Raw genomic sequence first — 21,148 nt, forward strand, 5'->3', positions numbered from 1 at the left:
TCACGTCGTCCTTTCCCCGCCGATATCCGGACGCCCGGTGCCCGGCCCGGCTCTTGGTGCCGAGGCCGACACTGGCAAACTCGGCGGGGAACGGTAGCGTGAGCCGACGGTTCCGTAGACGCGGACAGGTCGGAGAGGGAGTTCCGGTGACGGAGAGCGGACAGGGCGGCAGCCCGCAGGGAGGCGTGCCGTGGGGTCCGCCCGTGCCCGCACAGCCGCCGGCGGAGCCGCCCGTGCAGCCCGGCGGGGAGCCGGAGTTCCTGCACGGCCCGCCCTCCTACGGCTATCCCGCACCCGGTGGCCCCTCCTACGGCTACCCCCAGGGGCACGTGGTCGGCCCCGGCTACGAGGGCCCCGGCGACCCGCACGGCTACGGCTACCCGCCGCTGCCGGAGGCCGCCACCCAGTACATTCCGCCGGTCCCGGCCGCCCCCTCGTACGAGGAGGCCGCGACGCAGTACAACGCACCGGTCCCCGCGGCTCCGGCGCACGACGAGGCCGCCACCCAGTACATACCGCCGGTCCCCGCGGCCCCCTCGTACGACGAGGCCGCGACCCAGTACATTCCGCCGGTCCCGGCCGCCCCCTCGTACGAGGAGGCCGCGACGCAGTACATCGCGCCGGTTCCGGCCGCGCCCGCCGATCCCGCCGCCGGCTTCGACGGGATCTTCCGGGGGGACACGGCGCTGCTGCCCCCGATCCAGGAGCCGGTGCTTCCCCAGCAGCCGCGCCGGCCGCATCCGCAGCAGCCCCCGCACCAGGCGCACCAGCAGCAGTACGCGCCGCCGCCGCAGCAGCACCAGCAGTACGCGCCGCCGCAGCAGTACCAGCAGCAGCCGCCGCCGTACTACCAGGAGGAGCCGCCCGGCCCCGCCCCCCGCAAGGTATCGCCCGCGATCATCGCCGCCGTCGTCATCGGCCTGGCCGTCGTCGGGCTCGGGGTCGGCGCGGTGCTCGGTGACGGCAAGGCGCAGAACAACGACCCGGCCGCCACGGCGCCCACCCCCACCCCCGGCAGCTCCGCCGCGGACAAGGGGGAGGCTCCGCTGGATCCCGCGCAGCCGCAGGCCGTTCAGCTCGACAAGCTCCTCGCGGACAGCAACGACAGCCGGGCCTCGGTGATCAAGGCCGTCGAGGACATCAAGGGCTGCAGGAACCTGGACCAGGCGGCCACCGACCTGCGCGACGCGGCCCGGCAGCGCGATGAGCTGGTGACCCGGCTCCAGGAGCTCAAGGTGGACAAGCTCCCGAACGACGCGAAGCTGACCGCGGCCCTCACCAAGGCGTGGAAGTCCTCCGCCGAGGCCGACAACAGCTATGCGGCCTGGGCGAACGACGTGAAGTCCGACGGCGACAAGTGCAAGGACGGCAAGGCCAAGACGACCCGCAATGCCTCCGAGGGCAACAAGGCGAGCGGCGACGCCACCAGGGCGAAGGAGAGCGCGGCGGGCCTGTGGAACTCCATCGCGGGCAAGTACGACCTCACCAAGCGTGACAAGAGCCAGCTCTAGCGCGTCGCCGAAGGACGGGCCTCTGGAAGGACGGGCCTCTGGACGAACGGGCCCCCAGAAGGACAGGTCCTAGCTCGAACGGGGGGCCAGTTCCAGGGTCTTGGTCATGTCCATGGACGACTCGCCGCCCGGCTGGGCGATCAGCCGGCCGTGCTGGACGACCTGGAAGGTAACCCGGCCGTTGACCATGCGGGGGAAGCCGGAGACGGCGCGCATGTCCTGGTGGCGCCAGCTGAGATCGGGGGTCAGGCCGCCGGTCTTCACCGGGTCGGACTTGTTCAGCTTCCGCGTGAGGATGCGTCCGGTGATGTCCTCGTCCTCCTTGAACCGCTTCACCATCTCGCTGAACACCGTGTACGCGATCCAGGTGGTCTGGGCGCCGCTGTCGTCGGGGTCCACGGCGTTGTCGCCGAAGGCGTGGTCGGAGATCACGTTGCGCATCTCCGTCCACAGGGGATCGGCGGAGACCGGGTACCAGCTCGTGACGAGCGCGCCCTCGAAGGGGCTCTCCTTGCCGCCGGTGCGGTCGACCAGGGCCTGGCTGACCGAGCCCAGCACCGAGGAGACCTGCGGCTTGGGGCTGTCGGAGTCGGCGCGGCGGAAGGCGTCGAAGAAGGTCTCGGTGCGGGCGCCCAGGACGGCGGCCACGCAGCCCTTCTCCTTGGCGTCCTTTCCGCCCTTCCCGTCCTTCGCCGAGGAGGCGCCGCCCTTTCCGGAGGCCCCGGAGGAGGTGGCCGCCAGGGCCTCCCTGGCCTGGACGGAGAGGTCCGCGGAGTCTTCGGCGGCCTGGATGTCGCTGGCCTCGGGCATCTGGTTGGCCTTGAGGCCGGCGTTGAGCTGGATGGGGATGGAATCGCCCGCGAGGGTGTCGGGGCGGACCAGGGCGACCTTGGCGCAGGTGCGCCCCAGCTGGTGGCCGACTCCGGCCATGAGGACGGGCTGGCCGCCGTTGACGGGGAAGGAGAGCGGGGACTGGAACTCCATGGAGGAGACCCCGTACCCGCCGATGAAGGGGATGCCCTCGGCTTCCAGCGGGGCGAGGAAGGCGCGCCCGTGCTGGCTGTACGAGCCGATGACGGCGACGGCCTTCTCCGCGACCGCCTTGCGGGCGCAGTCGGCGGCGCCGCCGGCCGTGTTGCGCTCGTTGCAGGTCAGGACGCGGAGCTTGCGGCCGTTGATGCCGCCCTTGGAGTTGACCCAGCGCTCGTAGGCCTTGGCCATGCCCGGCATGCCCGGCATGTTGGTCGCTTTGGAGTCCTGCGGGGCGAAGGTCATGACGGTGAGGGTGTCGGCGCCCCCGGGGCCCCCCGAGCCCCCGGGGAGCACCCCGCAGCCGACGAGGAGACACGCGCCCATCGCCATGGCCGTGGTCCGGGCCAGAAGGGTGCGGGAGAGTGCTGCTGCGCATCGCCGGTTGGTCATGTGCATGCACCATTCCCCGTCAGGGGTAACTGAGGTGTGAGGTGTGCACAACATCGGGTGACGTCGAGGTGAATTACGGGTGTCACCCACACGCTGAGTGAGCACCGGGCGCCCGGGCCTCCGGGCCCGGGCGCCTCAAGATCGCGCCGCACGGGAACGTACGATCGAAAGCGTGACATTCGCCCAAGGTTCGAAGAACTCTTCCCGCCGCGGCGGCCGCTCCTCCACCATGGGCGGCATGCCCCTCAACGACATGGCGTGGTGGCGCTGGCGCAGCAACGTGCGCTCGGCGCTGCACATGCTTTCCGACCCCGCGTTCCAAGAGGACACCTGGCTGGCCGGCGCCGAGGGGTACGGGGACGTCACCGACGCCGTGTACCGGCTCGTCGAGGACACCTGGCTCGACAGCTGGTCCGCGGAGAAGTACGTCGGCACGATCTTCCGCGACTCGCAGGAGGCGGCCCTGGTGGACCTCGCCGTGCTGCGCGTGCTGCGGATCATGCACCAGATAGGCCCCGACGCCCCGGTGTCCGGCTACCTGGAGCACCACGCCTGGCCGGAGGCGGTACGGGCCGCGCGCGAGGCGCACGTACGGCTGGCGACGGCGGACGGGGACGACCCGGACGCGCGGCCGTGCTCACTGGACGTCCTGAGGATCCTCACGCGCGCGGTGTGATGTGGAAGGCTGTGGTGCCATGAGCGACGACCCGCAGCCCCAGGCCCCGCAGCAGTACGTACTGACCCTCTCATGCCCGGACAAGCAGGGCATCGTGCACGCCGTGTCCAGCTACCTGTTCATGACCGGGTGCAACATCGAGGACAGTCAGCAGTTCGGCGACCGCGACACCGGTCTCTTCTTCATGCGGGTCCACTTCGCGGCCGACGCTCCGGTCACCGTGGAGAAGCTGCGAGCCAGCTTCGCCGCGATCGGCGACTCCTTCCGGATGGACTGGCAGATCCACCGCTCCGACGAGCGCATGCGGATCGTGCTGATGGTGTCGAAGTTCGGGCACTGCCTCAACGACCTGCTCTTCCGCCACCGGATCGGTGCCCTGCCGGTGGAGATCGCGGCGGTGGTGTCGAACCACACCGACTTCGAGGAACTGGTCGGCTCGTACGGGGTCCCGTTCGTGCACATCCCGGTGACGAAGGACACGAAGGCGGCGGCTGAGGCGCGGCTCCTGGAGCTGGTGCGGGCCGAGGAGGTCGACCTCGTGGTCCTCGCGCGGTACATGCAGGTGCTGTCGGACACCCTGTGCAAGGAGCTGAGCGGGCGGATCATCAACATCCACCACTCGTTCCTGCCGAGCTTCAAGGGCGCGAAGCCGTACCACCAGGCGCACGCGCGGGGCGTGAAGCTGATCGGCGCGACCGCGCACTACGTGACGGCGGACCTGGACGAGGGTCCGATCATCGAGCAGGAGGTCGAGCGGGTGGGGCACGAGGTCACCCCGGACCAGCTGGTGGCCATCGGCCGGGACGTGGAGTGCCAGGCGCTGGCGCGGGCCGTGAAGTGGCACAGCGAGCACCGGGTCCTGCTGAACGGGACCCGGACGGTCGTCTTCACGTAACCGTCGGCCGGGCCCGGACGGCGGGGCGGGCGCCCGGTGTCCGGGCTCCTGGCATCCGGTTACATCCGGCTCAGCGAGGCGGCCGCGAAGAGGACGTCGCGGATGGCCTCGCGGTCGCCGTTCTGGCCGACCGCGGCCTCCTCCGGGGAGATGTGGCCCGCGGCGAGCTGGCAGAATTCGGCGCCGTCCAGGGCGATCCGGGCCACCGTGTGCTCCGGCGAGGGCTTCGCCGCGGGGGAGTCCAGGGCGATGTCCCAGCCGCCGCCTCCCGCACCCTCGATCTCCAGGTGCAGGGTCCGGCCCGGCGCCCCCGCCGCGACCAGCCCGCGCGGCGGCGCCGCCAGCCCCGCCCGCCGGCGCCCGGCCAGGGCCGCCGGCAGGAGCCGGGCCGCCAGGTCGATCATCCGGTTCAGGTGGGGCGCGGACGGCGGCTCGTACGGGTAGTCCACGGCCTCCGCGATGTCCACGGCGTGGACCCAGCACTCGAAGGCCCGCTCCAGGAAGGCGTCCCCGAGGGGCAGGGCGAAGGGGCCGTACTCCACGTCCAGTTCGGCCACGCCGCGGCCCGCGAAGGACACCGTGCGGACCAGGGTGTGACCCTGCTCCCGCCACGGCTCGCGGACCCGGCGGGTGGTCGGGTACGGGGAGTCCTCCCAGAACCGCTCGGTGCGCTCGGCCGGGGTGCCCGGGGGTGCCTCCCGGCCCAGGGGGTCGTCCAGGCCCAGCGCGGCCGCCACGAGCCCGTCCACCGCCAGCAGGTGCCCGATGACCCCGGCCACCGTGGTCCGGCGCGTCTGGCGGCGCTCCTCCTCGAACCACTTCAGCCGGACCGGGGTGTGCCACTCGGAGTCCCCGAAGTCCCGCAGCAGCGCGTCCAGCCGGGCCGTCTCGGTGTCGTACGGGCTCGCCCACACCGGGACCGGGATGCGGGCCGGGCGCTTGCCGAGGCAGTCCTCGAGCACGCGCGAGCGCAGCAGCGGCTTGAGGTCGAGGCTCTCCTCCGGGTGCAGCAGCCCCACGGCGTCGCGCAGCCGCAGGGCCTCCTCGGCGCAGGGCGCGCACTCGGTGAGGTGGTCCTCGACGGCCTGGGTCTCCTCCGCGGAGCAGGCCGCCAGGGCCCATGCGCCGAGCAGGGACTTCAGTACGGCGTGGGACGGCGGCGGCGCGACCGGGAGGGGCTCCGGGTCGGGCTGCGCCGGCGCCGGTACGGCGGGGTGACCGGTGATCTCCGTGTACTCCGGGTATTCCGATTCGTCGAGGGCGTCGAGGTCCTCGAGGTCGTCCGGCTCGTCGGGGTCCAGGGCCGCGGGCGGGGCGTCCGTGTGATCCGTCGCGTCCGCGGCCAGGGCGTACCCCGGCCCCGCGAGGTCGAGGTCGTCGGCCGCTCCGCGCGGGCCCGGTATGCGCGCCGGGCCGCGGGGGTTCGGGTGTCGCTCGTACTCTTCGCCGTCTTCTTCGCCGAAGGGGTTCGGCGGCATCGTCATCGGTTCGTTCCAAATCCGGAGGGGCCGTACCCGGGCGGGACCGTGTCGTCGCGCGGGACGGCGTTGGCCGTGGAGAGGAGTTGCAGGCCCAGGCGCAGCCGGCGCCGGGCCTCGTCCTCGCTGATCTGCAGGTCGGCGGCCGCCTGCCGGTAGTCGCGGCGCTTGAAGTAGGCGAGTTCGAGCGCGGCCCGCAGGGGCGCGGGCATGGAGGTGACGATGAAGTCCGCGCGGGCCGCCGCGTTGGCGGTGCGCACCTTCTGTTCCAGTTCCTCGCGGGAGCCGTTGCCCAGTTCGGCCTGGCGCAGGCGGGCCACGGCCTGTCCCTGGGTGATGCGGGCGACCCAGGAGCGCATGGAGCCCTGCTTGGGGTCGTAGGCGTCCGGGTTCTCCCAGATGTAGCCGAAGACTTCGCGGGTGACCCGGTCGGCGGCCTTCTCGTCGCCCAGGACCCGGTGGGCGAGGCTGTGCACGAGCGAGGCGAAGCGGTCGTACAGCTCGCCGAGTGCTGCGGCCTCGCCGCGGGCCAGGCGTTGTTGCATGCGGCGGTCCCAGCGTGGTGGTGCGTCCTTCGGCATCGTGCCCCCAGCCGGCTTCCCGGTTTCGCAGCCGTGTGTCGACCACTCGAATGTAGTGGGCATGCAGCGGTTCGCGCCCGTTTTGCCAGAACCCGGCGTCGGAAGTGCGCCCTGCGTGATAGGGGCGTCGCTCGGCGTGAACGGGGTGGTGTGGCCCGGCACATGGGTACAGGCGTACGCGCCCCGCCGCGCTCCTCGTGCGCTGGTTCGATGCGGCCACCTGCTTGCCCGCTTCGCTTAACGCGCAGGCCACGTAGGCCTTACGCTCCTGTCCTGTCTTGAACTGACCCCACTGCACACGTGAAGGCGGAACGCCGAACATGGACAGCGCAGAATACGAGCGCAAGATCGCCGCCCGATTCGCCACCTTCGACCAGGACGGGTCCGGGTACATCGACCGGGAGGACTTCAGTACGGCGGCCAAGGCGGTCCTGGCCGAATTCGCCGTGGCGGCCCGGTCCGACAAGGGTCAGGCCGTGTTCGCGGGCGCGGAGGCCTTCTGGCAGGGCATGGCCGGCATCGCGGACGTGGACGGGGACCAGCGGGTGTCCCGCGAGGAGTTCGTCACGGGCGCGGCGAAGCGCCTGCGGGACAATCCGCACCGGTTCGCGGAGATCGCGCGGCCGTTCCTGCGGGCGGTGATCGCGGCGGCGACCCCCGCCGACGACGTCGCCCGCGGCGCGACCCCGGCGGCGACGGCGCGCGTCCTGCGCGTGCTGGGCACCCCGGAGGAGCTGGCGGGCCCGGTCGCGGCGGCCCTGGACGCGGACGGCGACGGCCACATCACCGAGGACGAGATCCTGGCGGCCTTCGCCGGCTACTGCGGGGTGGCGGCGCCGGACGCGTAGCCCCTGGCGGGCGGGAGCGGGGAGGCGGGGCCGGAGTCCCGCAGCCCCGCCGCGCCCGTGAGCGGCACCTGCCCGACAGGGTCTACGCGAAGCGTTCGCGCAGTTTGTACTTGAGGACCTTGCGCAGGGCGTCGTTGCGGGGCAGGGCCTCGACCAGTTCCAGCTGTTCGGGGAGCTTGTGGGTGGAGAGGCCCTCCGTGCGCAGGTGCGAGGTCACCTCGGCCAGGGTCAGGGGGGCCGCGTCCGGGGGCTGTTCGACGACCGCGCAGACGCGTTCGCCGCGTTCGGGGTCCGGCAGGCCTATGACGGCGACGTCGGCCACGCCGGGGAGCAGGTGGAGGAGGTCCTCGATCTCCTTCGCCGAGATGTTCTCGCCCTTGCGGATGATGACGTCCTTGCTGCGGCCCGTCAGGACCAGGTAGCCGTCCTTCGTGAGGTGGCCGAGGTCGCCGGTGATCAGGTAGCCGTCGGAGTCGAAGACCGCCGCGTTCACGTCGTACCGCTCGCGCCCGAGGTAACCCTGGCAGACCGCCTCCCCGCGCAGCCGGACCTCGCCGTCGGTGTCCGGCGGGAGGAGCGCGCCCTCCGGGGTCGTGATGCGGATGGACATGCCCTGCGGGGGCCGGCCCTCCGTGGTGGCGAGGTTCTCCGGGGTGTCGTCCGGGGCGCCCATCGTGATCATGGGGACCTCGGTCATGCCGTAGCCGTGCGTGAGCTGGCAGCCCAGCTCGCGGACGACCGCGTGGTAGATCTCCGGGGGCTTGGGCGCGCCGCCGCCCGCGAGGAGGCGGAGGGTGGGGATGAGTCTGGTGCCCGGGTCCTTGCGCTGCTCGGTGAGGAACATCGAGTAGAAGGCCGTGGAGCCGCCGGCGACCGTGACCCCGTGGCGGCGGTAGCCGTCCAGGGCGTCGGGCATCGCGAACTTCTCGAACAGGACCGCCGGGAACCCGTAGAGCAGCAGCATCACCGTGTAGTCGGGGCCGGCGATGTGGGCGAACGGGAAGGCCATCGAGCCGACGTCGTCCGGTGACAGGTGCAGGGCGTGGGCGAGGCAGGAACCGCCCGCGATGAGGGAGCGGTCCGTGTGCAGGACTCCCTTGGGGTCGGAGGTGGTGCCCGAGGTCCAGTAGATCCACCGGACGGCGACCCCCTCCTCGGGGGGCGGGGGGAGCACCGCCGGGTCGCCGGTGGGGAGGGACTCGTACGCCTCGAAGACGCCGTGCGCGCCGAGGCGGTGCGCCATCGCCGTGTGGTCGAAGCCGCGCCAGACGCCGGGGACGGCGAAGAACTCCGCCTTCGACTCGCGCAGGGCGAAGCCGACCTCGCGGTCCCGGTAGAAGGGGATGACGGGCGTCTGGACGGCGCCGATCCGGGCGAGGGCCACCGAGAGCAGCACGGTTTCGATGCGGGTGGGGAGCTGCCAGGCGACCACCGTGCCGGGGCGCACGCCCATGCCGTGGAGACCGGCCGCGACCTGCTCGGAGCGGTCGCGCAGTTCCGCGAAGGTCAGCCGCCGGTCGTGGGCGGGGTCCTCGGCGGCTTCGATGAGCACGGGGGCGTCGGGGGTCATGGCGGCCCGGCGGGCGATCAGGTCCCAGATGGTGCGGGACCGGCTGAGTTCGACTGCGGTGCTGTTGTCCGTCATCCGGACCCGCCTCCCGTTGGCCGCCACATGGACCTGACGGATAGTCAGATCAAGCGCAGAGCGTAGAGCGCGGACGCTTGTCGGTCCAGGGGTGGGGGGCTAGCTTGGTTCCAGATTTCTGACGCTCCATCAGATTCGGCACCGGATTCGGCATCGGATTCGGCTTCGGATTCGGCTTCAGCGAGGGGACACCATGGAACTGCCTCGGATCATCAGCGTCGACGACCACGTCATCGAACCGGCCCACCTCTTCGACGTCTGGCTGCCCGCCAAGTACCGCGACCGCGGGCCCAAGGCGCTCACCGCCGGCATCGGCGAGCTCGCCTACACCGGCGGCAAGTACGTGATCACCATGGACCCCGACGGCCCGCCCACCGACTGGTGGATCTACGAGGACCTGAAGTTCCCGTACAAGCGCAACATCGCCGCCGTCGGCTTCGACCGGGACGACATGACCCTGGAGGGCATCACCCGCGAGGAGATGCGGCGCGGCTGCTGGGACCCCAAGGCGCGCCTCCTCGACATGGACCTCAACCACGTCGAGGCCTCCCTGTGCTTCCCGACCTTCCCGCGGTTCTGCGGGCAGACCTTCGCCGAGGCGAAGGACAAGGAAGTCGCCCTGGCCTGCGTGCGCGCCTACAACGACTGGATGGTCGAGGAATGGTGCGGGGACAGCGGGGGCCGGCTCATCCCGCTCTGCATCATCCCTCTCTGGGACATCGACCTGGCCGTCGCCGAGATCCGCCGCAACGCCGCGCGCGGGGTGCGGGCCGTGACCTTCTCCGAGATCCCCACCCACCTCGGCCTGCCGTCCATCCACTCCGGCTACTGGGACCCCTTCTTCGCCGTCTGCCAGGAGACCGGCACCGTCGTCAACATGCACATCGGGTCCAGTTCCCAGATGCCCGCCGCCTCCCCCGACGCCCCGCCCGCCGTCCAGGCCGCCCTCAGCTTCAACAACGCCATGGCCTCGATGATGGACTTCCTGTTCAGCGGGGTGCTGGTCAAGTTCCCGACGCTGAAACTGGCGTACAGCGAGGGCCAGATGGGCTGGATCCCGTACGCCCTGGAGCGCGCCGACGACGTGTGGCAGGAGCACCGCGCCTGGGGCGGGGTCAAGGACCTGATCCCCGAAGCGCCGTCCACGTACTACTACCGGCAGATCTTCTGCTGCTTCTTCCGCGACAAGCACGGGATCGCCTCGCTGGACGTCGTGGGCCGCGACAACGCCACCTTCGAAACCGACTACCCGCACGTGGACTCGACCTTCCCGCACACCAAGGAGGTCGCCCTCGACCACGTCAAGGGCCTCGACGAGGAGACCGTCTACAAGCTCATGCGCGGAAATGCCATCCGCATGCTCGGACTCGACTTCGACAAGGACCGGCGGACGGGGCGGTAGGCGCAGTGGACCTCACCTACACGGAGGAGGAGCGGGAGTTCCGGGCCCGGCTGCGGGTCTGGCTCGCCAAGGAGCTCCCCGGACTGCCCCCCAAACCCTCGCCCGACGACTGGCCGGGCCGCCGCGCGTACGACGCGGGGTGGCAGCGCAGGCTGTACGACGCCGGGTATGCCGGACTGCACTGGCCGGTGGACGCCGGCGGCCGCGGGGCCACCCCCACGCAGCACCTGATCTTCCTGGAGGAGACCGAGCGCGCGGGAGCCCCGTACGTCGGCGCGAACTTCGTCGGGCTGCTGCACGCCGGCCCGACCATCGCCGCCGAGGGCACGGCGGAGCAGCGCGCGCGCTGGCTGCCGCCCGTCCTGCGCGGCGACGAGGTGTGGTGCCAGGGCTTCAGCGAGCCGGACGCCGGCTCCGACCTGGCCTCGCTGCGCACCCGCGCGGTCCGCGACGGCGACGAGTACGTGATCACCGGCTCGAAGATCTGGACCTCGCACGCGGAGGTCGCCGACTGGTGCGAACTGCTGGTCAGGACGGACCCCATCAGCGAGACGACCCCCAAGCACCGGGGGATCTCCTGGCTGGCCATGCCGATGGACGCCCCCGGGGTGACGATCCGGCCGCTGCGCACCCTGGCCGGGTCCACGGAGTTCGCGGAGATGTTCCTCGACGAGGTACGGGTCCCGGTCGCCAACCGGGTCGGCGCCGAGAACGACGGCTGGCGGGTCACGATGGTGACCCTGTCCTTCGAGCGCGGCACCGCCTTCGTCGGGGAGGTCGTCGCCTGCCGGCGCACCCTGGGCGAGCTGGCGCGCACCGCGAAGGCGAACGGCCGCTGGGACGACCCGGTGCTGCGGCGCAGACTGGGCCGGCTGTACGGGGAGTTCGGCGCCCTGTGGCGGCTCACCCAGTGGAACGTCAGCGAGTCCGAGCGCTCGGGCGGGGTCCCCGGCATCGGCGGCAGCGTCTTCAAGCTGGCGTACTCGCACGCGCGCCAGCAGCTGTACGACACGGCCGCCGAGGTGCTGGGGGCCGAGGCCCTCTCGCTGGACGAGGAGTGGACCCTGGACCGGCTCTCGTCGCTCTCGTACACGATCGCGGCGGGCACCTCGCAGATCCAGCAGAACATCGTGGCCGAGCGCATCCTCGGCCTTCCGAAGGGCAGGTGAGCGTTCCGTGGACTTCCAGCCGACGCAGGACCAGCGGGACCTGCGGACGGGCGTACGGGACCTCCTGGCGGGCCGGTACGGGCGCGAGGAGCTGCGGGCCTCGGTCGACCGGGCGGCCGCCACTGGCAGGTCCGTGGACCGGGGGCTGTGGCGGGAGCTCGGCGAGGCCGGGTTCTTCTCACTGCGGCTCCCGGAGGACGAGGGCGGGGTCGGGCTCGGGCTGCCCGAGGCCGTGCTCGTCTTCGAGGAGGCCGGGCGGGCGCTGCTGCCGGGACCGCTGGTCGCCACCCACCTGGCCGCCGGGCGGGTCGCGGGGGCCGCGGAGGGCGAGGCGGTGGTGACGGCCTTCGACCTGCAGGGCCCGCTGGTGGCCCACCTCGGCGAGGCGGACGCGGTGCTCGGCGCGGACGGGGAGCCGGTCGAGGTCCGTGCCGGGGATCCGGTGCGCTCCGCGGACCCGCTGACCCCGCTGGTGCGGGTGCCGCTGCCGGGGGAACCGGTGACGGCCGGCGCGCACCGGGACGCCGGGGCGCTGCTGACGGCGGCGCTACAGCTCGGCAGCGCGCTGCGCACGGTGGAACTGGCGGTGCGCTACGCGAAGGAGCGCGAGCAGTTCGGGCAGCCCATCGGGGCGTTCCAGGCGGTCAAGCACCTGTGCGCACAGATGCTGGTGCGGGCGGAGGTGGCCCGTACGGCGGTCTACGCGGCCGCCGTGACGGCCGATCCGGCGGAGGTGGCCGGGGCCAAGCTGCTGGCCGACGAGGCCGCCGTGCGCAATGCCCGGGACTGTCTGCAGGTGCACGGCGGGATGGGCTTCACCTGGGAGGCGGACGTACACCTGCACCTGAAGCGGGCGTGGGCGCGGGCGGAGCAGTGGCGGACGGCGGCACAGGCGGAGGAGGTGCTGGCGGCGGAGCTGCTGGCGGCGGTGGAGTAGCCGAGGCCGGGGCCGCGCGACGAAGCTTGCTCGCTTGCTCGCTGTGACGAAGAGGTGAGGGAGGGGTGCGGGAGGGACGGCGCGGGACGCATGTCCGATTACAGAGAGTTGATATCGGTTTGTGTCCTTCGCCCGACTCATTGCGGCCCGGAGGCGGGGGGCCGCTCCGGTACGCTCCCGGGAATGCGAGCGGTTGAGCGGCGCGAGCGCCGCACAGTATGCACCACGCCTACTCCTTCACGCTGGAATATGCCCGAAGCGCTTGTTGTGGTGACTGTATGTCAACCATGCTGCTCCGCAAGGGGGTCACACTCGGTGACCCCGTCCTGTCGCGAGGCGAAGTGTCCGCCGGTTCGGATGGTGTGAGCGGTGCAGGTGCTTCAGGTTCAGCTGGAGGTAGGACCGGACCCCGCCGAGGTCGGCCGGGCCCGCCGATGGGCCCGCTCCCGGCTCGCGGGCTGCGGCATAGGGGATGACGAGCCGCTCGCCGAGACGCTGATCCTGCTGATCTCCGAGCTGGTCACCAATGCCGTCGTGCACACCGGCTGTCCGGCCGTGCTGCGCATGCTCTTCGGGGAGCCGGGGGTGCGGGTGGAGGTCGCGGACGCGAGCGACCGGGCGCCGTCCCCGAGGCAGGCCGCCGGCGACGATACGGGCGGCCGCGGACTGGAGCTGGTGGACGGGCTGGCGGACCGCTGGGGCTGGCAGCGCGAGGGCGCCGGGAAGCGGATCTGGTGCGAGATCGACCGTGCCGAGAAGGGCGCGGGGGACCTCGCGCAGGAGCTCGCGGGGGCGGCTCCGGGCGGGCCGGAAATCCAGGGCGGGATCCGGGAACCGCACGTGTACCTCTAACGAGGTGTTGACGGTTCGTCAACTGGTGATCACTCTTGTGTTGAACGATTCGTCGCGAGGGGACGCCAAGGGTCAGTCCTGCCTTGACGAGTGCGGGTCGTGGGGTGGCGGCCGCCGTGCCGCGCTCGGGGCGTGCATGCGCGCCGCCGCCACCCGCAGACCTCCTCCTTCCCGACGCGCCGCTCGCGCCGCTCGCGTGGCTGCGCCGGACTCCGTCCGCCGATGGCCCGGCCCCGGAGTTGGTGACCCGGCTGTGCAATGCGATGGCACCCCCGGGTCGTCTTGAGGGTGAGGGGGTGTTGCCGGGTGGATCCATCCGAAGAAACCTTTGCGGAGTTCGTCGCGGCGCAGGGACTCCCGTTGCTCCGCACCGCGCGGCTGCTGACGGGCGACTGGCATCTGGGGCAGGACCTGGTGCAGGTGACCCTGGCCAAGGTGTACGACCGCTGGGACCGCGCGGGCCGGTACGACGCGCCGGTCGGCTACGCGCACAAGGTCATGGTCACCACGTACTGCACCTGGCGCCGCAGGCGCTGGCACCACGAGCTGCCCCATGCGGCCCTGCCCGATGCCGCAGGCGGCTCCGGCTCCGGCTCCGGCTCCGCGGAGCCCACCGCCGAGGCGGTCGCCGCCTCGGACCTGCTCGAACGCGCCCTGCTCGGCCTGCCGCGGCGCCAGCGGGCCGTCCTGGTGCTGCGCTACTACCAGGACCTGACCGTCGAGCAGACGGCGGAGATCCTGGGCTGCCCGAACGGCACGGTGACCAGCCTGGCCGCGCGGGCGCTGACCCGCTTGCGGTCCCACCCCGACCTCTGGCCGGGCGACGGCACCGCCGCGAGCGCGAGCGCGAGTACGAGTACGAGTACCCGTACGGGCACGAACACGAGGGAGGCGGAGGCGCGATGAACGGGTACCCCGAAGAAGAGCTGCGCCGCGCCCTGCGGGCGCTGGCGGACCGGCCGCCGGTGCCGCTCGCGGCGCCCACGCCGCAGGCCGCCGTCCGGGCGGCCGCCCGGATCCGAGGGCGCCGCAGGGCGGCGGCGGCCGGACTGGTGGCCGCCGCGGCGGTACTGGCCGTCCTCGCCCCGCAGTGGTCGTCGGACGACGGGTCCCGGATGCCGGCCCCGCCGGCCGCGACCGCGGGACCGCCGAGCGAGCTGCCCGCGGCGACGGAGCCGGCCGTTCAGGCCGACCCGGAGCCCGGGGTCCCGTACGCGCACGACCTGTACGTGCACTGCGGGATCCGGTACGCGAAGTTCGCCGGGCGCTGGTGGCACGCCGAGCCGGAAGTGCCCGAGGAGGCCCTGGATCCGGCCCTCAGGGTGAACCCGTACACGGCGGGCACGATGGTGCTCGTCTCGGCGGTCGAGGCCCGCTTCGTCCGCAGCGCCCCGGACCTCGTGGTGACCTTCCGCCCCCTGGCGGTCGAACCACCGCCCTGCCGCTGACAGTTGGCGGGCGTACGGCCCCGGGCGAGGTGCTCGTGCTCCGCGTGGAACTATGAGGTGTCCATGACGTGTCTCGGATGGTGACGCGTCATGGAGACCCGAAAGTCCACCCTCACCGCAGGAGGAGCACATGGCAAACCCGTACGAGGTGACGCCTCCGACCGCCCCGAGGCGCCGCGGGAGCGGATCCCCCGGCTTCCTCGTCGTCGTTGTCCTCGTGCTGGTCGCGGCAGGGGTCTACGGAGCCTCCCAGTGGCTCGGCAAGGATGGCGACGGGAACGACGCCAAGCCCTCGGCCACGGCCTCCACTTCCGCCACGTCCTCCGCCGCGCCGTCCAAGGACCCCGGGAACCCGGAGTCCTCCTCCGACACGTCGAGCACGTGGGCGGTGGGCGACTGCGGCGGCCCCGACCCGGACAACCCGCCGGACGGCTACCGGCCGCTGAAGTGCTCGGCGTCCGGAGCCACCTTCAAGGCGATCGACATCAAGGACGCCAGCATCCTGCCGGGCGCCATCCAGTGCCCGCCCGGCACCGACCTGATGATCCAGGTGAGCATGACCTACGGCTCCGCGAAGTCGGGCGGCATCCCCACCAACACCGTGTGCGGCCGGAACCTGACCGGCGAGCACCCCGGTGACGCGGGCGCCGGCGGCGGCCAGCTGGTGCAGGGCGACTGCGTGACCGACCGGGCGCAGGAAGTGCCGTGTGCCTCGGGCGCGTACAAGGTGCTCGGCCTGGTCAAGACGAAGGCCGAATGCCCGTCGGGGACCACCGAGCCGATGGAGCTGACCATGGCGGTGGGCCGCCCGTACGACGTGATCTGCGCCAAGGGCTGACCGCGGGCGCGAAGGGCGGTGGTCCAGGACCGGCTACGGGGTCCGGGGCCACCGCCTTGCGCGTACCCGGCCGCGGGCCGCGAGCCTGCGGCGGACGGGAGCGGTCGTGTGGAAGCGCTCAGAGGATGGCGACCGGGGCCACCGGGGTGCCGACCGCGCCGACGAAGGGTTCCGGCATGGCCGAGAGGAGGAAGGAGTAGCGGGATTCTTCCGCACAGGCTGTGGACAACTTTTCGAGGTTCCAGTTCTGGCCCTGGTGCATGCCCATCTCGACCAGGTCCAGCGCGTGCACCGGCAGCCACAGGTTCTCTATCTCCGGCGGGAAGATCTCGAAGGTCAGGGTGTCGTTCGCGACGGCCGCCACGTCCCGCGCGTGGAACCACTCGGGCGTGCGGACGGACAGGCCGGGCGACGGGTAGCCGTAGCCGTGCTTGTCGCCCGCCAGGTAGACCTGCACCTGGCCGGTGCGGACCAGGACGATGTCGCCCGCGCGGACGGTGACCCCGCCGAACTCCTCGGCCTGCTCCAGGTCCTCCGGGGTGACCGGGTGACCGCCGGGGAGCCGGTCCAGGCCCTTGGCGCGGGCCACGTCCAGCAGGACACCGCGCGAGACGATGTGCCCGGCCTTGTCGATGCCGCTGAACTCGGCGCGGCCGTGCGCCGTGATGGTCCCGGCCGGGCGGCCGTTGTAGATCTTTCCCGAGTGCGAGACGTGGGTGAGCGCGTCCCAGTGGGTGCCGGCCTGGAGCCCGAAGGTCACCGCGTCGTCGCTGCACGCCACCGTGCCGGGGCCGAAGAGCTCCTGGTTGATCTGCACCATCGTGTGCAGCGGGTTGATCCGGCCGGGGATCATGCCGGACTGCACCCCGTCCTCCTTGAGGGGGAGGGCCAGGGGGATGCGGCGCCCGGTGCGGATCTCGGCCGCCGCCGCGCGGACCACCTCGTCGGTGATGAGGTTGAGGGTGCCGATCTCGTCGTCGGCGCCCCACCGGCCCCAGTTGTTGACGCGCTTGGCGATGTCGTGGAACTCGGCGGGCATGGCCATCGATCTCATCAGCTCCTCGTAGCGAAATGAACTGCGGTGGCGAACTGGGGCTTGTGCTGGCGCATCCGACTGCCCATAGAATCTAACGGACCGTCAGAAAACGCGGGAAGGGGCCGGACGTGGGGAACTTCTTGGCAGGCAAAGTCGTCGCCGTCACAGGCGCCGGCCGGGGCATCGGACGGGCCGTGGCACTCGCCGCGGCCGCCGAAGGTGCCAAGGTCGTCGTCAACGACTACGGCGTGGGGATGGAGGGCAACGAGCCCACCAGCGAGATCGCCGAGGCGGTGGTGAAGGAGATCATCGCCGCGGGCGGCGAGGCCGTGGCCGTCGCCGACGACATCTCGACCATGGCGGGCGGCCAGCGCATAGTCGACACCGCGCTCGCCCAGTACGGACGCATCGACGGAGTCGTGTGCGTCGCCGGCATCCTGCGCGAGCGGATGCTGTTCAACATGTCCGAGGAGGAGTGGGACCCCGTGGTCGCCACCCACCTCAAGGGCACGTTCACCGTCTTCCGTGCCGCCTCCGCCGTCATGCGCCGCCAGGGCACCGGCACGCTGATCGGCTTCACCAGCGGCAACCACCAGGGCTCGGTGGCCCAGGCCAACTACAGTGCCGCCAAGGGCGGGATCATCTCGCTCGTCCGGTCGGCGGCCCTGGGGCTGGCCAAGTACGGAGTGACCTCCAACGCCGTGGCGCCCGTCGCACGCACCCGGATGTCGGCCAACGTCCCGATGGAGCTCAAGGAGATCGGCGAGCCCGAGGACGTCGCGGCGCTCGTGACCTACCTGCTCTCCGACAAGGCCGTGGCCGTCGGCGGCGAGAAGATCACCGGGCAGGTCTACACGATCGCCGGCCCGAAGATCGCCGTCTGGGCCCAGCCCCGTGAACTGCGCGCCGGGTACGCCGAGGGCTCCTGGACCCCCGAGAAGATCGCCGACTTCCTGCCCGGGACGGTCGGCACCGACCCGATGCCGATGCTCGCCCAGCTCGAAGCCATGGCCAAGGCGGCGGCCGCCAAGGACCGCCCCAACGCGTAGTCCCTGGACGGGCGTTAGGAGTGCCCGGTGGCCCGGTGCGTACGCGGACCAAGGCGCGACAGAGACGGCCCAGCGGCCGGACAGGAACCGAGGGGGTACGACCATGGACTTCCGCTTCGACGAGGAGGCCGAGGAACTGCGAGGCCGCGCCCGGGCGTGGCTGGCGGAGCACCTCACGGGCCCGTACGAGGAGGCCGTCGGCCTCGGCGGGCCGGGCAGCGAGCACGAGGGGGTCGAGGTCCGGCGTTCCTGGGAGCGCGAGTTGGGGCGCGCGGGGTGGATCGGCCAGGGGTGGGAGACGGGGGAGGGCGACGCCTACGGCAACCGGCGCCTCTCCCTCACCGGGCAGGTGGTGTGGGCCGAGGAGTACGCGGCCGCGCGCGCCCCGGCCCGGGTCGGCCACATCGGCGAGAACCTCCTCGCGCCGACGCTGATCGCCTACGGCTCCCCGGAGCAGCGGGCCCGCTTCCTGCCCGGCATTGCCCGCGGCGAGGAGCTGTGGTGCCAGGGGTACTCCGAACCTGGCGCCGGCTCCGACCTCGCGGGAATCCGTACGACGGCGGTCAGGGACACGGCTGACGGGCTGTACCGGGTCACCGGGCAGAAGATCTGGACCTCGCTCGCCCAGGACGCCGACTGGTGCTTCGTCCTGGCGCGCACCGGGGCCGGTTCCGAGCGGCACCGCGGGCTCTCCTTCCTCCTGGTCGCCATGGACCAGCCGGGCAAGGTCGAGGTCCGGCCGATCCGGCAGATGTCGGGGACCTCCGAGTTCAACGAGGTGTTCTTCGACGGGGCCGTCGCCGCCGAGACCGTGGGCGGGGAGGGCAACGGCTGGTCCGTGGCCATGGGACTGCTCGCACTGGAGCGCGGGGTCTCCACCCTCGTCCAGCAGATCGGCTTCGCGGCCGAACTGGAGCGGGTGGTCCGGGCGTACGTGACCGCGGGCTCCGGCGACCCGGTCCTGCGCGCACGCCTCGTGCGGCAGTGGGCCGAGCTGCGCACGATGCGGTGGAACGCGCTGCGGACGCTGGGCACCGCGAACGCGAACGCGAACGCGGGCCCGGGCCCGGGCGCGAGGTCCGGCGGCGACCCCGGCGCGCCCAGCGTGGCCAAACTCCTGTGGGGCGGCTGGCACCGTCGGCTCGGGGAGCTGGCGGTGGAGGTCCGGGGCGCGGTGGCCACGGCCGGGCTGGGGCACTGGTCGCAGGGGACCCCGTACGAACTCGGACTCGACGAGGAGCAGCGGCTGTTCCTGTTCACCCGTGCCGACACCATCTACGGCGGCTCGGACGAGATCCAGCGCAACATCATCGCCGAGCGCGTGCTCGGCCTGCCTAAGGAGTCCAGGTGAGAGGCGTCGTATTCGACGGCAAGCAGGCCCAGGTGGTCGACGATCTGGAGATCCGGGACCCGGGACCGGGGGAGGTGCTGGTCGCGATAGCGGCGGCCGGGCTGTGCCACAGCGACCTGTCGGTGATCGACGGGACCATCCCGTTCCCGCCGCCGGTGGTGCTCGGGCACGAGGGCGCGGGTGTGGTGGAGGCGGTCGGGTCCGGGGTCACGCACGTGGTGCCCGGTGACCACGTCTCGCTGTCCACGCTGGCCAACTGCGGTGCGTGCGCGGACTGCGACCGCGGCAGGCCGACGATGTGCCGCAAGGCGATCGGGATGCCGGGGCAGCCGTTCTCGCGGGGCGGCAAGCCGCTCTTCCAGTTCGCGTCCAACTCGGCCTTCGCGGAGCGGACGATCGTCAAGGCCGTGCAGGCGGTGAAGATCCCCAAGGACATCCCGCTGACCTCGGCCGCGCTGATCGGCTGCGGGGTCCTGACGGGCGTGGGTGCCGTACTGAACCGGGCCAAGGTGGACCGCGGCGAGACGGTGGTCGTCATCGGAACCGGCGGCATCGGGCTGAACGTGCTCCAGGGCGCGCGGATCGCGGGCGCCACCACCATCGTGGCGATCGACGCGAACCCGGCGAAGGAGGCGGTGGCCCGGCAGTTCGGCGCCACGCACTTCATCGACGCCTCGGCGGTCGCCGACTCCTCGGCGGCGGTGAAGGAGATCCTGCCCACGGGCGCGGACCACGCCTTCGAGTGCGTGGGCAACGTCAAGCTGATCCGTCAGGCGATCGACCTGCTGGACCGACACGGACAGGCGGTCCTGCTCGGCGTGCCCGGCTTCAAGGAGGAGGCCTCGTTCCAGGTCTCGTCCATGTACCTGGACAAGACCGTCATGGGCTGCCGGTACGGGTCCTCGCGCCCGCAGCGGGACATCGCGCTCTATGCGGAGCTCTACCGGCAGGGCCGGCTGCTGCTCGACGAGCTGGTGACGGAGGTCTACCCGGTCGAGGACTTCGACAAGGCCGTCGACGACGCCCACCACGGGCGGGTGGCCCGGGGGGTCCTCACGTTCTGAGCCCGGCCGGCCCGCTCAGCCCGCTCGACCCGCTCGGGTCGCCGAACTCGCGGCCGGCCCTGCGCACCCGGCGCAGGGCCGGCCACGGGGTGAGCGCCGCCAGTCCGGCCGAGGCCCGGGCGGTCCGGTCCGGGCCCGGTGGGAGGCGGCGATCCAGCAGCCGGCGATCATGGCCCCCACCTGTTGGAGATCCGCAGGATTGCGACAGGGGAGGGGGACGCGTCAGTCGGTGCGGCGGGGACCCGTCAGCCGGCGAACCGGCCGAAGCGGCCCTTGTGGAAGAGGAGGGGTTCGCCCTCGCCGGCCGCGCCCATGGCCTCGACCTTGCCCACCACGATGAGGTGGTCCCCGCCGGTGTGCACGGCGTGGATCCGGCAGTCGATCCAGGCGGGCACCGCGTCGAGCTGCGGCGATCCGGTGGCGGGGGACGGGGTGTGGGCGACGCCGGCGAACTTGTCGGCGCCGCTGACGGCGAAGGCCCGGCACAGTTCGCCCTGTTCGGCGCCGAGGATGTTCACGCAGAACACCCCGGTGCGCGCGATGCGGGGCCAGGTGGTCGACGTACGGGCCACCATGAAGGTGACCAGCGGCGGGTCGAGGGAGAGCGAGGCGAAGGACTGGCAGGCGAAGCCGGCCGGGCCGTCCTCGTCCTCGCCGGGCGGGGAGGTGATGATCGTGACCCCGCTGGCGAAGTTCCCCAGTACGGTGCGGAACTCGGCCGGGCTGACGGGCGCGCGCTCGTCCTCGCCGACGGCCCGCAGATCGGGGCGGGGCAGTGCTTCGACGGGCTCGGCCCCGTGCTCCGCCGCGGCGGAGGGGAGGGAGCCGACTGATCTGAGGTATCGGACGACGGTGGCCGCCATCCCTGCGTGTCCCATCACAGCACCGATTGAAGCTGACGGTTCGTCAGATGGGAAGGGGAGCGCAGGGTCCGCATCGATTGAAC

The 21,148-nt window shown here is 72.2% G+C and carries 20 protein-coding genes; 14 read left to right on the forward strand and 6 right to left on the reverse strand.

Annotated elements, in window-relative coordinates; translation table 11 throughout:
• The first annotated feature begins 146 nt into the window (after positions 1 to 146).
• Positions 147 to 1,511, forward strand: coding sequence for a hypothetical protein (locus ACFYM0_RS31485; protein WP_388507234.1), 1,365 nt, complete (start codon positions 147 to 149; stop codon positions 1,509 to 1,511).
• A gap of 69 nt (positions 1,512 to 1,580) precedes the next feature.
• Here the strand turns inward: ACFYM0_RS31485 and ACFYM0_RS31490 are convergent, their stop codons facing one another.
• Positions 1,581 to 2,933 carry an ABC transporter substrate-binding protein gene (locus ACFYM0_RS31490; RefSeq protein WP_388507235.1) on the reverse strand — a complete coding sequence of 451 codons (1,353 nt, stop codon included), beginning with the start codon at positions 2,931 to 2,933 and terminating at the stop codon, positions 1,581 to 1,583.
• Between the two features lie 229 nt (positions 2,934 to 3,162).
• Here ACFYM0_RS31490 and ACFYM0_RS31495 point away from each other — a divergent pair, with 229 nt between their 5' ends.
• The gene (locus ACFYM0_RS31495) at positions 3,163 to 3,609 is read left to right on the forward strand and encodes a hypothetical protein (protein ID WP_388507405.1); all 447 of its coding nucleotides are present in this window, start codon (positions 3,163 to 3,165) and stop codon (positions 3,607 to 3,609) included.
• Positions 3,610 to 3,628: 19 nt separating this feature from the next.
• On the forward strand, positions 3,629 to 4,504 hold the full coding sequence (gene purU, locus ACFYM0_RS31500; RefSeq protein WP_327306134.1) for a formyltetrahydrofolate deformylase: 876 nt from the start codon (positions 3,629 to 3,631) through the stop codon (positions 4,502 to 4,504).
• A gap of 59 nt (positions 4,505 to 4,563) precedes the next feature.
• Here the strand turns inward: purU and ACFYM0_RS31505 are convergent, their stop codons facing one another.
• Complete coding sequence (locus ACFYM0_RS31505; protein ID WP_388507237.1) at positions 4,564 to 5,988, reverse strand: maleylpyruvate isomerase N-terminal domain-containing protein; 1,425 nt, start codon at positions 5,986 to 5,988, stop codon at positions 4,564 to 4,566.
• Positions 5,985 to 6,563, reverse strand: coding sequence for a sigma-70 family RNA polymerase sigma factor (locus ACFYM0_RS31510; RefSeq protein ID WP_327253390.1), 579 nt, complete (start codon positions 6,561 to 6,563; stop codon positions 5,985 to 5,987). Before ACFYM0_RS31510 ends, ACFYM0_RS31505 begins: the two co-directional genes overlap by 4 nt.
• A gap of 320 nt (positions 6,564 to 6,883) precedes the next feature.
• Here ACFYM0_RS31510 and ACFYM0_RS31515 point away from each other — a divergent pair, with 320 nt between their 5' ends.
• Positions 6,884 to 7,411 (forward strand): EF-hand domain-containing protein, encoded by a 528-nt coding sequence (locus ACFYM0_RS31515; RefSeq protein ID WP_327253389.1) that lies wholly within the window; start codon positions 6,884 to 6,886, stop codon positions 7,409 to 7,411.
• A gap of 82 nt (positions 7,412 to 7,493) precedes the next feature.
• Here the strand turns inward: ACFYM0_RS31515 and ACFYM0_RS31520 are convergent, their stop codons facing one another.
• On the reverse strand, positions 7,494 to 9,056 hold the full coding sequence (locus ACFYM0_RS31520; protein ID WP_388507240.1) for a class I adenylate-forming enzyme family protein: 1,563 nt from the start codon (positions 9,054 to 9,056) through the stop codon (positions 7,494 to 7,496).
• Between the two features lie 193 nt (positions 9,057 to 9,249).
• Here ACFYM0_RS31520 and ACFYM0_RS31525 point away from each other — a divergent pair, with 193 nt between their 5' ends.
• The 7 genes from ACFYM0_RS31525 (at position 9,250) to ACFYM0_RS31555 (ending at position 15,702) form a co-directional block, all read left to right on the forward strand.
• Positions 9,250 to 10,458 carry an amidohydrolase family protein gene (locus ACFYM0_RS31525; RefSeq protein ID WP_388507242.1) on the forward strand — a complete coding sequence of 403 codons (1,209 nt, stop codon included), beginning with the start codon at positions 9,250 to 9,252 and terminating at the stop codon, positions 10,456 to 10,458.
• Positions 10,459 to 10,463: 5 nt separating this feature from the next.
• Positions 10,464 to 11,627, forward strand: coding sequence for an acyl-CoA dehydrogenase (locus ACFYM0_RS31530; protein WP_388507244.1), 1,164 nt, complete (start codon positions 10,464 to 10,466; stop codon positions 11,625 to 11,627).
• Between the two features lie 7 nt (positions 11,628 to 11,634).
• Positions 11,635 to 12,564 (forward strand): acyl-CoA dehydrogenase family protein, encoded by a 930-nt coding sequence (locus ACFYM0_RS31535; RefSeq protein ID WP_388507245.1) that lies wholly within the window; start codon positions 11,635 to 11,637, stop codon positions 12,562 to 12,564.
• A gap of 369 nt (positions 12,565 to 12,933) precedes the next feature.
• Complete coding sequence (locus ACFYM0_RS31540; RefSeq protein ID WP_388507247.1) at positions 12,934 to 13,416, forward strand: ATP-binding protein; 483 nt, start codon at positions 12,934 to 12,936, stop codon at positions 13,414 to 13,416.
• A gap of 306 nt (positions 13,417 to 13,722) precedes the next feature.
• Positions 13,723 to 14,322: a SigE family RNA polymerase sigma factor gene (locus ACFYM0_RS31545; protein WP_388507249.1), complete on the forward strand. Its 600-nt coding sequence runs from the start codon at positions 13,723 to 13,725 to the stop codon at positions 14,320 to 14,322.
• Complete coding sequence (locus ACFYM0_RS31550) at positions 14,319 to 14,864, forward strand: hypothetical protein (RefSeq protein ID WP_388507250.1); 546 nt, start codon at positions 14,319 to 14,321, stop codon at positions 14,862 to 14,864. Before ACFYM0_RS31545 ends, ACFYM0_RS31550 begins: the two co-directional genes overlap by 4 nt.
• Positions 14,865 to 14,994: 130 nt before the next feature.
• Positions 14,995 to 15,702, forward strand: a complete 708-nt coding sequence (locus ACFYM0_RS31555) for a hypothetical protein (RefSeq protein ID WP_388507251.1) — start codon at positions 14,995 to 14,997, stop codon at positions 15,700 to 15,702.
• A 118-nt stretch (positions 15,703 to 15,820) separates the two neighbouring features.
• Here ACFYM0_RS31555 and ACFYM0_RS31560 read toward each other — a convergent pair whose 3' ends face one another.
• On the reverse strand, positions 15,821 to 16,747 hold the full coding sequence (locus ACFYM0_RS31560) for a cyclase family protein (protein ID WP_388507407.1): 927 nt from the start codon (positions 16,745 to 16,747) through the stop codon (positions 15,821 to 15,823).
• Between the two features lie 119 nt (positions 16,748 to 16,866).
• Between ACFYM0_RS31560 and ACFYM0_RS31565 the strand changes: the two genes are divergently transcribed.
• From ACFYM0_RS31565 to ACFYM0_RS31575, 3 genes are all read left to right on the forward strand, one after another.
• Positions 16,867 to 17,787 carry an SDR family oxidoreductase gene (locus ACFYM0_RS31565; protein WP_327253372.1) on the forward strand — a complete coding sequence of 307 codons (921 nt, stop codon included), beginning with the start codon at positions 16,867 to 16,869 and terminating at the stop codon, positions 17,785 to 17,787.
• 103 nt (positions 17,788 to 17,890) lie between these two features.
• Positions 17,891 to 19,138 carry an acyl-CoA dehydrogenase family protein gene (locus tag ACFYM0_RS31570; RefSeq protein ID WP_388507255.1) on the forward strand — a complete coding sequence of 416 codons (1,248 nt, stop codon included), beginning with the start codon at positions 17,891 to 17,893 and terminating at the stop codon, positions 19,136 to 19,138.
• Entirely contained in the window at positions 19,135 to 20,202 is a 1,068-nt protein-coding gene (locus ACFYM0_RS31575) for a Zn-dependent alcohol dehydrogenase (RefSeq protein ID WP_388507258.1), read from the forward strand. Before ACFYM0_RS31570 ends, ACFYM0_RS31575 begins: the two co-directional genes overlap by 4 nt.
• Before the next feature lie 245 nt (positions 20,203 to 20,447).
• Here the strand turns inward: ACFYM0_RS31575 and ACFYM0_RS31580 are convergent, their stop codons facing one another.
• Positions 20,448 to 21,065, reverse strand: a complete 618-nt coding sequence (locus tag ACFYM0_RS31580; protein WP_388507410.1) for a flavin reductase family protein — start codon at positions 21,063 to 21,065, stop codon at positions 20,448 to 20,450.
• Between the last annotated feature and the right edge of the window lie 83 nt (positions 21,066 to 21,148).

The sequence above is a fragment of the Streptomyces sp. NPDC006487 genome (genome assembly GCF_042870555.1).
Classification (GTDB): Bacteria; Actinomycetota; Actinomycetes; order Streptomycetales; family Streptomycetaceae; genus Streptomyces.